The 15,105-nt window shown below is 68.6% G+C and carries 14 protein-coding genes; 2 read left to right on the forward strand and 12 right to left on the reverse strand.

The window, feature by feature from the left end:
- Positions 1–79: 79 nt before the first annotated feature.
- The 3 genes from NC595_RS03710 to polA all read right to left on the reverse strand — a co-directional run bounded on the left by NC595_RS03710 (position 80) and on the right by polA (position 5,808).
- A complete protein-coding gene (locus NC595_RS03710) occupies positions 80–2,398 on the reverse strand; it encodes a DNA helicase II (RefSeq protein ID WP_253564916.1) in 2,319 nt (772 codons plus the stop codon).
- 94 nt (positions 2,399–2,492) lie between these two features.
- The gene (locus NC595_RS03715; RefSeq protein WP_253564917.1) at positions 2,493–2,711 is read right to left on the reverse strand and encodes a hypothetical protein; all 219 of its coding nucleotides are present in this window, start codon (positions 2,709–2,711) and stop codon (positions 2,493–2,495) included.
- A gap of 349 nt (positions 2,712–3,060) precedes the next feature.
- Positions 3,061–5,808 (reverse strand): DNA polymerase I, encoded by a 2,748-nt coding sequence (polA, locus tag NC595_RS03720; RefSeq protein WP_253564918.1) that lies wholly within the window; start codon positions 5,806–5,808, stop codon positions 3,061–3,063.
- A gap of 115 nt (positions 5,809–5,923) precedes the next feature.
- Here polA and NC595_RS03725 point away from each other — a divergent pair, with 115 nt between their 5' ends.
- Together NC595_RS03725 and NC595_RS03730 are read left to right on the forward strand one after the other, a co-directional pair.
- Positions 5,924–6,439, forward strand: a complete 516-nt coding sequence (locus NC595_RS03725; protein ID WP_253564919.1) for a DUF2782 domain-containing protein — start codon at positions 5,924–5,926, stop codon at positions 6,437–6,439.
- A 10-nt stretch (positions 6,440–6,449) separates the two neighbouring features.
- The gene (locus NC595_RS03730; protein ID WP_253564920.1) at positions 6,450–6,881 is read left to right on the forward strand and encodes an EamA family transporter; all 432 of its coding nucleotides are present in this window, start codon (positions 6,450–6,452) and stop codon (positions 6,879–6,881) included.
- Between the two features lie 162 nt (positions 6,882–7,043).
- On the opposite strand, the gene NC595_RS03735 is transcribed toward NC595_RS03730, so the two are convergent.
- The 9 genes from NC595_RS03735 to aroQ all read right to left on the reverse strand — a co-directional run bounded on the left by NC595_RS03735 (position 7,044) and on the right by aroQ (position 15,004).
- Complete coding sequence (locus NC595_RS03735; RefSeq protein ID WP_253564921.1) at positions 7,044–7,748, reverse strand: glutathione S-transferase; 705 nt, start codon at positions 7,746–7,748, stop codon at positions 7,044–7,046.
- A gap of 72 nt (positions 7,749–7,820) precedes the next feature.
- Positions 7,821–8,498 carry a GNAT family N-acetyltransferase gene (locus NC595_RS03740; RefSeq protein ID WP_253564922.1) on the reverse strand — a complete coding sequence of 226 codons (678 nt, stop codon included), beginning with the start codon at positions 8,496–8,498 and terminating at the stop codon, positions 7,821–7,823.
- Positions 8,499–8,511: 13 nt separating this feature from the next.
- Entirely contained in the window at positions 8,512–10,122 is a 1,611-nt protein-coding gene (gene purH / locus NC595_RS03745) for a bifunctional phosphoribosylaminoimidazolecarboxamide formyltransferase/IMP cyclohydrolase (protein ID WP_253564923.1), read from the reverse strand.
- A gap of 151 nt (positions 10,123–10,273) precedes the next feature.
- Positions 10,274–10,561: a helix-turn-helix domain-containing protein gene (locus tag NC595_RS03750; RefSeq protein ID WP_253564924.1), complete on the reverse strand. Its 288-nt coding sequence runs from the start codon at positions 10,559–10,561 to the stop codon at positions 10,274–10,276.
- Positions 10,562–10,720: 159 nt separating this feature from the next.
- Positions 10,721–11,524: a zinc-ribbon and DUF3426 domain-containing protein gene (locus NC595_RS03755; protein WP_253564925.1), complete on the reverse strand. Its 804-nt coding sequence runs from the start codon at positions 11,522–11,524 to the stop codon at positions 10,721–10,723.
- Positions 11,525–11,604: 80 nt separating this feature from the next.
- Positions 11,605–12,501 carry a 50S ribosomal protein L11 methyltransferase gene (prmA, locus tag NC595_RS03760; protein ID WP_253564926.1) on the reverse strand — a complete coding sequence of 299 codons (897 nt, stop codon included), beginning with the start codon at positions 12,499–12,501 and terminating at the stop codon, positions 11,605–11,607.
- A gap of 115 nt (positions 12,502–12,616) precedes the next feature.
- Positions 12,617–13,984: an acetyl-CoA carboxylase biotin carboxylase subunit gene (gene accC / locus NC595_RS03765; RefSeq protein WP_253564927.1), complete on the reverse strand. Its 1,368-nt coding sequence runs from the start codon at positions 13,982–13,984 to the stop codon at positions 12,617–12,619.
- A 19-nt stretch (positions 13,985–14,003) separates the two neighbouring features.
- Complete coding sequence (gene accB, locus NC595_RS03770; RefSeq protein ID WP_253564928.1) at positions 14,004–14,471, reverse strand: acetyl-CoA carboxylase biotin carboxyl carrier protein; 468 nt, start codon at positions 14,469–14,471, stop codon at positions 14,004–14,006.
- A 71-nt stretch (positions 14,472–14,542) separates the two neighbouring features.
- Positions 14,543–15,004: a type II 3-dehydroquinate dehydratase gene (aroQ, locus tag NC595_RS03775; RefSeq protein ID WP_253564929.1), complete on the reverse strand. Its 462-nt coding sequence runs from the start codon at positions 15,002–15,004 to the stop codon at positions 14,543–14,545.
- Between the last annotated feature and the right edge of the window lie 101 nt (positions 15,005–15,105).

Raw genomic sequence — 15,105 nt, forward strand, 5'->3', positions numbered from 1 at the left:
CTCCGGTCGGTGGCTCCGGGGAAACGGAGCCTTGGACAACGCGGGCGCGACGAGTTCCCGGGGACGGGTTAGGCCGTCCTCAGAGCGGGGTGAGGTTGGCGTAGGCCGCCACAAGCCACTTGCTGCCGGCGTCGGCGAAATTCACCTGCAGCCGCGCGTGCGCGCCGGCACCCTCGGCGCTGAGCACCACGCCCTCGCCGAAGGTGGGGTGGCTGACGCGCTGGCCCAGCTTCACCGGCAGCGGTTCCTCCAGCGAGGCGCCGGCGCCGTAGCGGGATGCGCCGCCGTACAGCGGGCGGCTCACCTGCACGCGCGGACGCACCTCGTCGATCAGTTCGGCCGGCATCTCGGCGAGGAAGCGCGAGGGCCGCGCCAGCATCTCGGTGCCGTGCATGCGGCGCGATTCGGCATGGGTGAGGAACAGCTTCTGCCGCGCGCGGGTGATGCCGACGTAGGCGAGGCGGCGTTCCTCTTCCAGCCGGCCCTCGTCCTCGACCGAACGCTGGCTGGGGAACAGACCTTCCTCCATGCCGACCAGGAACACCACCGGGAATTCCAGGCCCTTGGCCGAGTGCAGCGTCATCAGCTGCACGCAGTCGTCCCAGGCCTCGCCCTGGCCCTCGCCGGCTTCCAGTGCAGCGTGCGAGAGGAAGGCGGCCAGTTCGGTGAGGCCGGCGTCGACGTCTTCGGCGGTCGGCTCGAAGCGGCTGGCGACGTTGACCAGCTCGTCCAGGTTCTCGGTGCGCGACTCGGCGTTGCCGCGGCTGTCCTTCTCGTAGAAGTCGCGCAGGCCGGTGTGGCTGATGGCGTGGTCCATCTGCTCGGCCAGGGTGAGGCTCTTTTCATTCCTCTCCCCCAAGCTTGCTTGGGGGAGAGGGTAGGGTGAGGGGGGCTCTTGATCATCGCGAGAGCCTGCCCCCTCACCCCGACCCTCTCCCTCGGCATCGCCGGGGGAGAGGGAGCCCGACAAGGCGGGGTTGAAGTCACGCGCCATCTGCTCGATCAGGGTGAGGAAGGCCTTCACCGCGTTCTTCGCGCGGCCGGCCAGCTCGCTGGCGCCGGACAGCTCGCCCAGCGCGGCTTCCCACATCGAGGTGTTGCTGCCGCGCGCGCGCCGGCGCAGCACGTCCAGCGTGCGGTCGCCGATGCCGCGCGGCGGGGTGTTCACGGCGCGCTCGAAGGCGGCGTCGTCGTGGCGGTTGGCGGTGAGCCGCAGGTAGGCCAGCGCGTCCTTGATTTCCGCGCGCTCGAAGAAGCGCAGCCCGCCGTAGACGCGGTAGGGAATGTTGCGCTGGGACAGCTGTTCCTCGAAGTTGCGCGACTGCGCATTGGAGCGGTAGAGGATCGCGCAGTCCCTGGCGTCGCCGTGTTCGTCGATGTACTCGCGGATGCGCTCGACCACGAAGCGCGCCTCGTCCTGCTCGTTGTAGGCGGCGTACAGCGCGATGCGCTCGCCGTCGCCGCCGTCGGTCCACAGCTGCTTGCCAAGGCGGCCGCCGTTGCGGGCGATCACCGCGTTGGCGGCCTTGAGGATGGTGGCGGTGGAGCGGTAGTTCTGCTCCAGCTTGATGGTGCGCGCGCCGGGGAAGTCCTTCAGGAACTGCTGCACGTTCTCCACTTTGGCGCCGCGCCAGCCGTAGATCGCCTGGTCGTCGTCGCCGACCACGAAGACCTGGCCGGTGGCGCCGGCGAGCACGCGGATCCAGGCGTACTGCAGCGTGTTGGTGTCCTGGAACTCGTCGATCAGCAGGTAGCGCCAGCGGTGCTGGTAGTGCTCCAGCACGGCCGGGTTCTTCAGCCACAGCTCGTGGGCGCGCAGCAGCAGCTCGGCGAAGTCGACCAGGCCGGCGCGGCGGCAGGCGTCCTCATAGGCCTGGTAGATCTGCACGAAGGTACGGGTGACCGGGTGGTCGTGGTGCTCGATGTTCTGCGGCCGCTTGCCCTCGTCCTTCCAGCTGTTGATCTGCCAGGTGGCCTGGCGCGGCGGGAACTTCGCGTCATCCAGGCCCAGTCCGGCGACCACGCGCTTGACCAGTCGCTGCTGGTCGTCCGAGTCGAGGATCTGGAAACCCTCCGGCAGGCCGGCCTCGGCCCAGTGCCGGCGCAGCAGGCGATGGGCGATGCCGTGGAAGGTGCCCACGGTGAGGCCCTGCGTGCTGTTGGGGATCAAGGCGCCGAGCCGCGCGCGCATCTCGCCGGCGGCCTTGTTGGTGAAGGTGACGGCGAGGATCGCCCACGGCGGCGCGCGCTCGACTTCGGTGAGCCAGCCGACGCGGTGGGTGAGCACGCGGGTCTTGCCGGAGCCGGCGCCGGCCAGCACGAGATAGTGGCCGGGCGGGGCGCAGACGGCTTCGCGCTGCGCATCGTTGAGCGAATCGATCAGGTGGGAAACATCCATCCGCGCCATTGTAGCGGCGCCGGGGCGATTGCTCCGGATAAAAGAAGGCCGCCGACCCTGGGGGCGACGGCCGGATGTCCTCGCGGATGAGGCCTCAGCGCTTGCTGACGAAGCCGCCGATGGCCAGCACGCCGCCGATCACGATGCCGGCGATGCCGACCCACTGCGGGATGGCCTGGTCGTGGGTCGCGGTGATCTCGGCCGGGCCGAGCTTGGCCACGGTATCGGTCTTCTTGTAGCTGCCGTTGCCGACGGTGACCCAGATACCTGCGGCCAACAGCAAGACGCCGACGATGATGAGACCTGCACGCATGGGTGATCCTCCTGTTTGGGTGCGCCGATCATACGGGGTTGGCGCGTGCAGGCCGGGTGCAGGCGATCGCCTTCATTCATGTCCCGCAGGCAAAAAAAGCCCCGAAGGCCAGGGGGTGCCTTCGGGGCCGGGTTTGGCGAAGCGGCCCAGGGGAAGACCGGTATCGCCGCGATACGGAGGCCCAGGGGAAGGCGCGTATCGGATGGGTTCTCCAGGGAGGGGTGGAACCCATGGATGCCGTTGCGTGCATCCGAGGGAATAGATCGTCCGAAGCCGGGAAAAGTTGCCCTCACCCCCGGGAAAGATTTAGCGCCGATTCATTTGACGAAAATCCAACAACCGCGCGGGTTCAGTGCGCCTCGTCCCAGTTGGCGCCAACGCCTACGTCGACCAGCAGCGGCACCTTCAGTTCGGCCGCGCCGCTCATCCGCGCGACCACGCCCTCGCGCACCGCGTCGACCGCGTCCGCTCGGACCTCGAACACCAGTTCATCGTGCACCTGCATCAGCATGCGGGCGTCGTCGCGACCGGCCAGCCAGCCGTCCACGGCGATCATCGCGCGCTTGATAATGTCCGCCGCGCTGCCCTGCATCGGCGCGTTCACTGCGGCGCGCTCGGCGCCCTGGCGCAGCGACTGGTTGCGGGCGCTGAGGTTCTCCAGGTACAGCCGGCGGCCGAAGATGGTCTGCACGTAACCGTCGCGGTGCGCCTGGGCGCGGGTGGCTTCCATGAAGGCGTGCACGCCGGGATAGCGGGCGAAGTAGCGCGCCATGTAATCGCCGGCCTCACCGCGATCCACGCCCAGCTGCCTGGCCAGGCCGAACGCGCTCATGCCGTACATCAGGCCGAAGTTGATCGCCTTGGCGGCGCGGCGCTGGTTGGCGCTGACTTCCTCCGGCGGCAGGCCGAACACCTCGGCCGCGGTGGCCCGATGCACGTCGCCGCCTTCCTGGAACGCCTTGAGCAGGCCCTCGTCGCCGGACAAGTGGGCCATGATGCGCAGCTCGATCTGCGAGTAGTCGGCCGCCATCACCCGCCAGCCCTCGGGAGCGATGAAGGCCTGGCGGATGCGCCGGCCCTCCTCGGTGCGCACCGGGATGTTCTGCAGGTTCGGGTCGGACGAGGAGATCCGCCCGGTCGCCGCGCCGCCCTGGTGGTAGCTGGTATGCACGCGGCCGGTGCGCGGGTTGACCATGCCGGAGAGCTTGTCGGTGTAGGTCGAGCGCAGCTTGGCCAGACCGCGGTAGTCGAGGATCAGCCGCGGCAGCGCGTGCTCGTCGGCGATCGCCTCCAGCGCCTCCTCGTTGGTGGAGGGCTGGCCGGTGGGCGTCTTCACCTTGGCCGCCAGGCCCAGCTCGTCGAACAGGATCGCCTGCAGTTGCTTGGGCGAGTCAAGGTTGAAGTCGCGGCCGGCCTCGGCGTACGCCTGCTGCTGGATCTCATGCATGCGCTTGCCCAACTGCTGGCTCTGCCGGCGCAGCTCGTCCACGTCGATCAGCACACCGCGCTGCTCCATCCGCGCCAGCACCGGCACCAGCGGCATCTCGATGGTCTCGTAGACCTCGCGCAGCTTCGGTTCGCTCCGCAGCTTCGGCCACAGTGCGTGGTGCAGGCGCAGGGTAACGTCGGCGTCCTCGGCGGCGTAGTCGCGCGCGGTTTCCAGGTCGACCTGGGAGAAGGAAATCTGCCTGGCGCCCTTGCCGGCCACCTGCTCGTACTTGATGGTCTCGTAGCCGAGGTACTTGCTCGCCAGCGAATCCATATCGTGCCGGGTGGCGGTGGCGTTCCACACGAAGGACTCGAGCAGCGTGTCGTGCTTCAGCCCCTGCACGGTGATGCCGTACTGGCTCAGCACGTTCATGTCGTACTTGGCGTGCTGGCCGAGTTTGGGGCGCGCGGGGTTTTCCAGGATCGGCTTGAGCGCGGCCAGCGTGGCGGCGCGATCGAGCTGCACCGGCGCGCCGGGGTAGTCGTGCGCCAGCGGGACATAGCAGGCGTGGCCGGTCTCGACCGCGAACGAGGCGCCGACGATCTCCGCCTGCATCGCATCCAGGCTGGTGGTCTCGGTGTCGAAGGCGATCAGCTCGGCTTTTTCCAGTTTCGCCAGCCAGGCATCGAGCTGGGCCGGGGTGGTGACCAGTTCGTAACTGCCCGGCGCGTTGTCTGCGGGTAGGAGCGCACCCTGTGCGCGATCGCCTTCTGCTGCATCAGGAGCAAGAGCATCGCGCACAGGGTGCGCTCCTACCGGGGCGTCGGTGCTGTCCAGTTCCTTCAGCGCCTGCTTGAACTCGTAGCGCGTGTAGAGCTCGCGCAGCGTCGCCACGTCGATGTCGCGGCGGGCCAGATCGGTCGGCACCTGTTCCAGTGCCACGTCGGTCTTGATGGTGACCAGGTCGCGCGACAGCGGCAGCTGCGGCAGCGCGGCGCGCAGGCTCTCGCCGATCTTGCCGCCGACCTGGTCGGCGTGCGCGATCACGCCGTCCAGCGAGTCGTATTCGGCCAGCCACTTGGCGGCGGTCTTCGGGCCGCATTTGGGCACGCCGGGCACGTTGTCGATGGTGTCGCCGGTGAGTGCCAGGAAGTCGATGATCCGCTCCGGCGGCACGCCGAATTTCTCCTTTACCGCGGCACCGTCCATCACGGAGTTGGTCATGGTGTTGACCAGGGTGATGTGCGGGCTGACCAGTTGCGCCATGTCCTTGTCGCTGGTGGAGATCTCCACCTCGATGCCGACCGCCTCGGCCTGCCGCGCCAGCGTGCCGATCACGTCGTCGGCTTCCACCCCGGGCACGCGCAGGATCGGGAAGCCCAGTGCCTCGACAATCGCCAGCATCGGCTCGACCTGGGCGCGCAGGTCGTCCGGCATCGGCGGCCGGTTCGCCTTGTACTGGTCGTACATGTCGTCGCGGAATGTCTTGCCGGGCGCGTCGCTGACGAAGGCGAGGTAATCCGGATTCGCCTTCAGCGTGGCGCGCAGCATGTTGACCACGCCGAACAACGCGCCGGTCGGCTCGCCCTGCGCGTTGGTCAGCGGCGGCAGCGCGTGGAAAGCGCGGTAGAGGTAGGAGGAACCGTCGATCAGGATGAGCTTGGCCATGCGTGGCATTCTCGCATGGGCCTGCGCAGGTGACCGCTGCGACATGGCCTTCAGCATTTGCGCGGGGTGGCCGCTGCTATGCTGCGGACCTGTCCCCTGCGTGAGGTTACGCGCCATGTCCGCCCGCCTTCCCCTGGCTCTCGCCGCCCTGCTGCTCGCTGCGCAGGTGCATGCGCAGGATGTTCCGGCCAAACCCGACCTGCCGGCCCTGCCGCCGCCGGGCCTGAACGACCCGGGCGTGAACACGGCCACCGCCCCTGCTCCGGCGAAGACTGCGCCGACGCCGGAATCGACGCCCGCCGAGATCACCCCGACCCATCTGCCCGGCAAGCCGATCCCGCTGCCGCGTGCACCGGGCGATAAGCGTCCGGCGGAGGCGATGCCCCAGGTCAGCGTGCATCGCGACGGCGACCAGACGGTGCAGGAGTACCGTCGCAGCGGCCGCCTGTACATGGTGGTCGTGACACCGAAGAACGGGATCGAGCAGACCTACATGGTCGATCCGAACGGGCGCTGGGTCGACGAGCACGGCCAGAAGCCGGTGGGTCCGGTGATGTACAAGATCCTGGAGTGGGGGAAGAGCCGCCCGCCGGCCGAGACCAGAGATAGCGGCGACGACGGCTCGAACTGAGTCGCGCAGGATGCCGCTGCGCGACAGCTGGCTGCTCTTCGCGTTGGGCTCGGCGTTCTTCGCCGCGCTCACCTCGCTGTTCGGCAAGCTGGGCGTGGCCGGGATCAATTCGAACCTGGCCACCTTCATCCGCACGGTGGTGATTCTCGGCGTGACCGCCGCAATTCTCAGCCTGCGCGGAGAGTGGGCCCGGCCGTCCGGCCTGCCCTGGCATAGCTGGCTGTTTCTGGTGCTCTCGGGTATCGCCACCGGATTGAGCTGGCTGTGCTACTACCGCGCGCTGCAGCTGGGGCCGGTGAGCAAGGTGGCGCCGATCGACAAGCTCAGCGTGGCGATGGTGATCGTGCTGGGCCTGATGTTTCTGGGGGAGAAGCCCAGCGTGCCGATGCTGGTGGGTGGCGGCCTGATCGTTGCCGGCGCCATGGTGATCGCCCTGTTCTAGCGCTCCCTGTGTAGGAGCCCGCTCGCGGGCGATGCTCCTGCTCCTGATTCCCATCAACGCCAAAAGGCATCGCCCGCGAGCGGGCTCCTACAGAGGCTGTAGTGACTCCGCGCGAGGATGCGACGTGCGATGCCACGGCGGGGTCCCAGGCAAGCGCAACCGTCAGCCGTCCAGCTCCGGGTAGTGGCGAAAGATGCCCTGCGTGTTGAAGGCCAGCCGCCGCGGTGACGCGAGATAGGCGGCGATGTTCGGGCGCTGCTCCACCCGGTCGGCCAGCGCGCGCAGGTGCGGCAGCTTGCGCGCCTGCCTGCGCATCGCCTTCGGGTAGGCGTATTCGAGCCCGCGCATCAGCTGGAACAGCGACAGGTCGACATAGGAATGCCGGCCCAGCGCGTGGTGCCCACCGGCCGCAGCGAGCTCGCGCTCGAAGTAGCCGAGAAAACGGCCCAGCCGATCGCGACGGAACGCCTCGGCCCGGCGCGCCGCTTCCTTGCGCTGCTCCTCGTAGTACAGCGATCCGCCCAGCGGGTGGTGGCTGTCGTGGATCTCGGTGACGAAGTCCGCGATGGTCAGTTGCCACTGCAGCGCCTGCAGGCGCCGTGCCTCGCTAGGCGGCACCAGCGCCAGCGCGGGGCCGAGGTAGTGCAGGATGTTCGCCACGTGCGCGATCACCTGCCGCCCGGCCTTGAGGAACGGCGGCGCAAAGGGCGTGACGCCCGGCTTCGCGCCGTCGAGGAACGGCTGCATGGCGCCGTCGCCGTGCACGCGCGCCACATCCACGTAGTCTGCTCCGGCATCTTCCAGCGCCAGTCGTACGAATTCACCGCGGCCCTGGATACCGGTCCAGTAGAAGAGCTGATAGCGCACGTCGGCTGCCTCGCAGGAAGTCGCCCCGACGCTAGCGGGCCGCGGCTTAAGCGGGCGTGTTCACCGCGGCACTCAGGCGCGCGCGAGCACGGCTACGTGCACGTCCGTGCGCCAGGCAAAGCCGAGCTGCTCGTAGAGCCGGATCGCCGAGGTGTTGTCACGCCAGGCATGCAGGAACGCGACATCGCCGCGTAGGGCGATGCGGGCGGCAACGTGCTGCGACAGCCGCCGCGCCAGGCCGCGGCCGCGGAAGTCCGGATGCGTGCACACCCCGCTGACTTCGGTCCAGCCGGGGAAGCGGAAGCGTTCGCCGGCCATCGCCGCGAGGCGGCCGTCGATGCGGATGCCGACGAAGCGGCCCATGCGATGCGTGCGGGCGAGAAACGGGCCGGGCTGGGTGAGCGTGGCCAGCGCCAGCATCTCCGCTGCGTCGTCGTCGCCCAGCGGCACGATGCCGCTCTCGTCCTCGCCTTTGGCCAGCGGCTGCTCGGCCAACATCTGCACGCCCCACGCCTGCTTCACGGCGACCAGGCCGGGCGGCACCGTGATGGCCGGCACCTGCAGCTGGTAGACCTGCTCGCCCGGGCCGACCAGCGCGGTGAGTGCGGCGAGCGCCTGGTCGCTGTCGTCGCGCGCCGAGGCGAACAGATTCACGTCGGGGAGGTAACGCCGCGCCAGCGCGTCGCCCAGCGACAGCGCTTCGTGCGCCGTCGACAAGCTGGACCAGATCGGGCGGTCGAGCGGATGCACGGCGCTGCGGCGATCAGTGGCGGAAGTGGCGCATGCCGGTGAACACCATCGCCATGCCGTGCTCGTCGGCGGCGGCGATCACCTCTGCGTCGCGCATCGAGCCGCCCGGCTGGATCACCGCGCTGATGCCGGCGGCGGCCGCCGCGTCGATGCCGTCGCGGAATGGGAAGAACGCGTCCGACGCCATCACCGATCCGCGCACTTCGAGCTTCTCGTCGGCGGCCTTGATGCCGGCGATCTTGGCGCTGTACACGCGGCTCATCTGGCCGGCGCCGATGCCGATGGTCTGGCGGTGCTTGGCGTAGACGATGGCGTTCGACTTGACGAACTTGGCCACCTTCCAGGCGAAGATCAGGTCGTCGATCTGTTGCGGCGTCGGCGCGACCTGGGTGACCACCTTGAGGTCTTCGGCCTTGACCATGCCGGTATCGGCTGTCTGGATGAGCAGGCCCGAACCGACCCGCTTGACGTTGTTGCCCGGGTGCGCGGCGACCAGGTCGGTGCCCGGCGGCACGGGAATTTCCAGCACGCGCACGTTGCCTTTCTTCGCAAACGCCTTGAGCGCCTCGTCGCTGTAGGACGGCGCCAGCACCACTTCGACAAACTGACGCGCCACGATCGCCTGCGCAGTCGCGCCGTCGCACTCGCGGTTGAAGGCGATGATGCCGCCGAAGGCCGAAGTCGGGTCGGTCTGGTAGGCCAGGTCATACGCCTTGCCGATGCCGTCCAGGCTCACCGCCACGCCGCAGGGGTTGGCGTGCTTGACGATCACGCAGGCCGGCTTGACGAAGCTGCGCACGCATTCCCACGCAGCGTCGGCGTCGGCGATGTTGTTGAACGACAGCTCCTTGCCCTGCAGCTGCTTGAACGTGGCGAGCGTGCCGGCGTGCGGATAAAGATCGCGGTAGAACGCGGCGCTCTGGTGCGGGTTCTCGCCGTAGCGCAGGTCCATCACCTTGACGAAGCGGGAGTTGCTTTGCGCCGGGAAGGCCTCGTGGCCGGCGATCGCCTCGTGCGCCTCGTCGAGCTTCAGGCCCGAGAGGTAGTCGCTGATCGCGCCGTCGTAGTTGGCCACGTTATTGAACGCGGCGACGGAGAGCTTGAAGCGAGTGGCGCGGGTCAGGCCGCCATGCTGCTCGATCTCGGCGATCGCCTCGGCGTACTGCGCCGGCTCGGTAAGCACGCCGACGTCGTTCCAGTTCTTCGCCGCCGAGCGCAGCATCGCCGGACCGCCGATGTCGATGTTCTCGATCGCCTGTTCCAGCGTGCAGTCCGGCTTGGCCACGGTGGCCTCGAACGGATACAGGTTCAGCACCAAGAGGTCGATCGGTGCGATTCCCAGTTCGGCCATTACCGCATCGTCGGTACCGCGGCGGCCGAGCAGGCCGCCGTGCACCTTCGGGTGCAGCGTCTTCACGCGGCCGTCCATGATTTCGGGGAAGCCGGTGATCTCGCTGACGTCGGTCACCGCGATGCCGGCCTCGCGCAGCGCCTTGGCGGTGCCGCCGGTGGACAGCAGCTGCACGCCGGCCGCGGCGAGGCGCTTGCCCAGGTCGAGCAGCCCGGTCTTGTCGGAGACGCTGAGCAGGGCGCGGCGGACGGGCGTGACGGCAGGGGCGGACATGGCGGCTTCCAGGGCTTCGGGAACCGGAGATTATAGCTCAGGAGCCCCGCGTCATTCCGCCCGTTGCCGGGAATCGCTCGGCGGTATGGATGGCCAAACGAAACAGGGCCCCGCAGGGCCCTGATGCATCGCTGGGCGATGTCCCGCCCGGTCAGAGCAGGCCGTGCTGGGCCAGTTTCTTGCGCAGCGTGGCGCGGTTGATGCCAAGCGCGGTGGCAGCGCGGCTCTGGTTGCCTTCGTGGAACGCCATCACCTCACGCAGGAGCGGCCCCTCGACCTCGCGGATCACCAGCGCGTGCAGGCCCTCGCTGCATTCCGTGTCGCCGATGTCGGCGAGGTAGCGACGCACGGTGCGCGCGACACACTCGCTCAGCGCGCTCTGTGACGAGGCATCCCGGCCGGCCTCGGGGACAGGCAGTCTCACGGCATTCAAAGGCATATCCCTCACGTCCTAGGGCGACGGCTGCGTCGGCCGTCGCCTCGATCTGATTGGTGGTTGCCGCGGAAGCGGCAGGCAGCCGATGCCGAACGACCTGCTGCGCGAAGTCACGGAGTGTACTCGCGCCGGGGTGCAAAATTAAGTGCGTGGCGCCCTTGACTATTCGAAGCCGAACTCGAACGCCACGGCCCTGCGGCCGGGATCCTCGACCTCCAGCACGACGGCGGTGGTCGCGCCGGGCGCCATGCCGGCGCGCAGGCTTTCGCTGTCGTCCAGGTACTCTGACGGCCGCAGGCGGCGCATCGCCACGTGATGCCCCTGCGGGTCGGACAGCACGAGGGTGATGATCGGATAGGGCTGGGCGAACGGGGCATCGTTGCGGAACGTGGCGCTGATCATCAGCGCGCCCTTGACGCTGGGATGCGCCTCCACGTCACGGGCGAGCAGATGCATCTGCCGCACGCTGCGTACCAGTGGCAGCCGGCAACCGAGGACGGTGCACGCCTGCCGCAGCCAGGGACCGGTCACCGGGTCCGACAACAGGGTGTTGCGCTGGGCCCATGCGACCTGGGCGCCGAGCAGCAGCGTCAGCAGCAGACACACCGTCACCCAGGGCCAGCGGCGCTCGCCCAGGCCGTGGTCCGATGCACTGCGTCTCCGCCGCCGGGCGAAGCGCGGGGCGATGTCCTGGTCCTGCCAGGCAACGGGCAGTCCGTTCGCCCCCACCACGGCTTCCGGCTCGGGGCGTGGCCGATACACGGCCAGCTCCAGCTGGGGCGGAGGACCGGCCACGGCAGGCGGCGCCAGGCGCTGGAAGGGTTCGGGCGGCAGCTGGCTGGCGATGCAGGCGAGCGCATCGAACACCGTCTGGCAATGTCCGCATTGCACGTGCCCACCCGCCGGCATCAGGGCGTCGGCGTCGAGCGAAAAAACGGTGAGGCAGTCAGGGCACTGGGTGTACATGCGGACCGGCGCGGTGAAGTGCCGCCAGCCTAGTGCAGCGGAGGCGACAAATCATCGTGGCATTGCGCGGAACGCGCGGCTCAGCGGCGGCGTCCGCTGATGCGGACCCAGTCCTCCCGCCGGTCCACGCGCAGTTCGTCGAACCACTCGGCGTAGTGCTCGAGCAGTTCGTCCTGCTGCCCGTCCAGGATGCCGGAGATGGCGAACGGTGCACCCGGCTTCGCCGCGGCGGCGAAGGTCGGTGCCAGTTCGCCCAGCGGGCCGGCCAGGATGTTGGCGACGAACACGTCGGCTGGCGGTGCATGGAAATCCTCCGGCAGGCACACGGCGAGGCGGTTGGCCACACCGTTGCGTTCGGCGTTGTCGAGCGAGGCGGTCAGTGCCTGCGGATCGTTGTCCACACCGACCGCGTTGGCGGCGCCGAGCTTGAGTGCGGCGATGGCGAGGATGCCGGAGCCGCAGCCGAAGTCGGTCACCGTCCTGCCGGCGAGGTCGAGCGAGTCCAGCCACTCCAGGCAAAGCGCCGTGGTGGGGTGGGTGCCGCTGCCGAAGGCCAGGCCCGGATCGAGACGGACGACCACGATGGCGTCGTCCTGCGGCGGCTCGATGTTCCACGGATAGATCCAGGTCCGCCGGCCGAAGGCCATCGGCTGGAACTGGTCCATCCACGCGCGCTCCCAGTCCTGGTCCTCGACGTCGGTGAAGGCGAGCTGGTCCGGCTCCACCCAGGGCAGCAGCTCGGCCACCGCCTCGGCTAGGCCGCGGCGGTCGGTGTTGGCCTCGAACAGGACGTTCAGCGTGATCGTCGGCCACAGCGGCAGCTCACCCACGCCCGGCTCGAAGATCGCCCGCTCGTCCGGCGTTTCGGCGTCGGCATCGCGCAGGGTGATCGACAGCGCGCCCAGTTCCTCCAGCGCCTCCTCGACTTGGGGCTGCTGTTCGGCACGGACGGTGAGAGAGAGTTCGAGGAAGGGCATGAGGAGGGAGGTGGGCGAAGAGAAGTGAGGAGTGGGAGAAGTGCGTGTCGGCTGGGAAGAAAAAGAGGCAGGGCGATCGCACCTGCCTCTGAGGTTTTTGATATCCGCTGCGGGGTCAGTGGTCGCCGGACGGATGGCCCTTGTGCTCGGCCATGCGCTTTTCCAGGTAGTGGATGTTCTGCCCACCCTGCTGGAAACCGACGTCGGCCATGATGCGCTGCTGCAGCGGAATGTTGCACTTCACCCCTTCGATCACCGTCTCGGCCAGCGCCAGGCGCATGCGCGCGATGGCGGTGGCACGGTCGCGGCCGTGCACGATCAGCTTGCCGATCATCGAGTCGTAGTTCGGCGGGATGCGGTAACCGTCGTACAGGTGGGTGTCCACGCGCACGCCGGGGCCGCCCGGGGCCTCGAAGCGCTTCACCGTACCGGGTGAGGGCATGAAGTTGTCCGGGTCCTCGGCGTTGATGCGGCACTCGATCGCATGGCCGGTGATCTTGATGTCCTCCTGCCGGATCGACAGCTTCTCGCCGCCGGCGATCAGCAGCTGTTCGCGCACCAGGTCGACGCCGGTGATCAGCTCGGTCACCGGATGCTCCACCTGGATACGGGTGTTCATCTCGATGAAGTAGAAGCGGCCGTTCTCGAACAGGAACTCGAACGTGCCGGCGCCGCGGTAGCCGATGCGGATGCAGGCATCCACGCAGACCTTGCCGATCTCCGCGCGCAGCTCCGGCGTGATGCCGGGGGCCGGCGCCTCCTCCACCACCTTCTGGTGGCGACGCTGCATCGAGCAGTCGCGCTCGCCCAGGTGGATCGCATTGCCCTGGCCGTCGGCCAGTACCTGGATCTCCACGTGGCGCGGGTTCTCCAGGAATTTCTCCATGTACACCATGTCGTTGCCGAAGGCCGCCTTGGCCTCCTGCTTGGTCATGGTGATGGCATTGCCCAGGTGTGCCTCGGTGCGCACCACGCGCATGCCGCGACCGCCGCCGCCGCCGGCGGCCTTGATGATCACCGGGTAGCCGATCTCGCGCGCGATGCGCATGTTCTGATCATTGTCTTCGCCCAGCGGGCCGCCGGAGCCCGGCACGCAGGGCACGCCGGCCGCCTTCATCGCCTTGATCGCCTCGACCTTGTCGCCCATCAGGCGGATCACGTCGGCGGTCGGGCCGATGAAGATGAACCCCGACTGCTCCACCTGCTCGGCGAAGTCGGCGCGCTCGGAGAGGAAGCCGTAGCCCGGGTGGATCGCCTGGGCGTCGGTGATCTCCGCCGCGGCGATGATGCGTGGGATGTTGAGGTAGCTGTCGGTCGATGGCGCCGGACCGATGCAGATCGCCTCGTCGGCCAGGCCCACGTGCTTGAGGTTGCGGTCGGCGGTGGAGTGCACCGCGACCGTCTTGATGCCAAGGCTGTGGCAGGCGCGCAGCACGCGCAGCGCGATCTCGCCGCGGTTGGCAATGACGACTTTTTCTAGCATCGGAATATGTCCTGCCGGATCAGGCGATGACGAACATCGGCTGGTCGAATTCCACCGGCTGGCCGTTCTCGACCAGGATGGCCTGCACCGTGCCGCCGACGTCGGCTTCGATCTGGTTGAACATCTTCATCGCCTCGATGATGCCGATCGTCTCGCCCTGCTTGACCTGCTGGCCGACCTTCACGAACGCCGGGGCGCCCGGGGTGGAGGAGGCGTAGAAGGTGCCGACCATCGGCGCCTTGACCACATGGCCGGCCGGCAGCGCGTCGGCGGCAGGCGCCGCGTCTGCCGCCGGGGCGGCGGCCACCGGGGCCGCCGGAGCCGGCGCCGCGACCGGCGTCGCCGCCGGTGCCGGGGCGGCCACGGTGATGCCGCCCTTGGGTACGCGCGACAGGCGGACGACTTCCTCGCCCTCCTTGATTTCCAGTTCGGCGAGGTTGGACTCCTCGAGCAGGTCGATGAGCTTCTTGATCTTGCGCAGGTCCATAAGGCAAACCTTTTTGCAGGGTTACCGCCCGCGGGCGGCTGGAAAGGAAAACGGAATCCGGACTGCCGCGCTCAGCGCGGCATGTCGGCCTCGGGCCGGGCCAGCCGACGTACCGCGGCATCCAGCGCCAGCCGATAGCTGTCGCTGCCGAAGCCGCTGACCACGCCGACGGCGATGTCCACCAGGTAGGAGTGGTGGCGGAACGGCTCGCGGGCGTGCACGTTGGACAGGTGCACCTCGATGAACGGGATCGCCACGGCGGACAGCGCGTCACGCAGGGCGATGCTGGTGTGAGTGAATGCGCCGGCGTTGCACAGGATCATCGCGGTCCGGTCGTCGCGCGCCTGGTGGATGCGGCCGATCAGTTCGTGCTCGGCATTGGACTGGTACCAGCTCAGTTCGTGACCCGCGGCGTGTGCCTGTTCGGCCAGGCCGGCGTTGATGTCCGCCAGCGTCTCGCGGCCGTAGATGTCCGGCTCGCGCACACCCAGCAGGTTCAGGTTGGGGCCGTGCAGGGCCAGGATCTTCGCCATGCGGCTGCCTTCGCCAAGGTCGGAACGGGTCCGGAAGCGCCTCAGTGTGATCGCACCGATTCGAGTTGTCCAGTTCGGCGCAGATCGACGATGTTTGACGG

Source organism: Dyella lutea (assembly GCF_024158035.1).
GTDB lineage: Bacteria > Pseudomonadota > Gammaproteobacteria > Xanthomonadales > Rhodanobacteraceae > Dyella_A > Dyella_A lutea.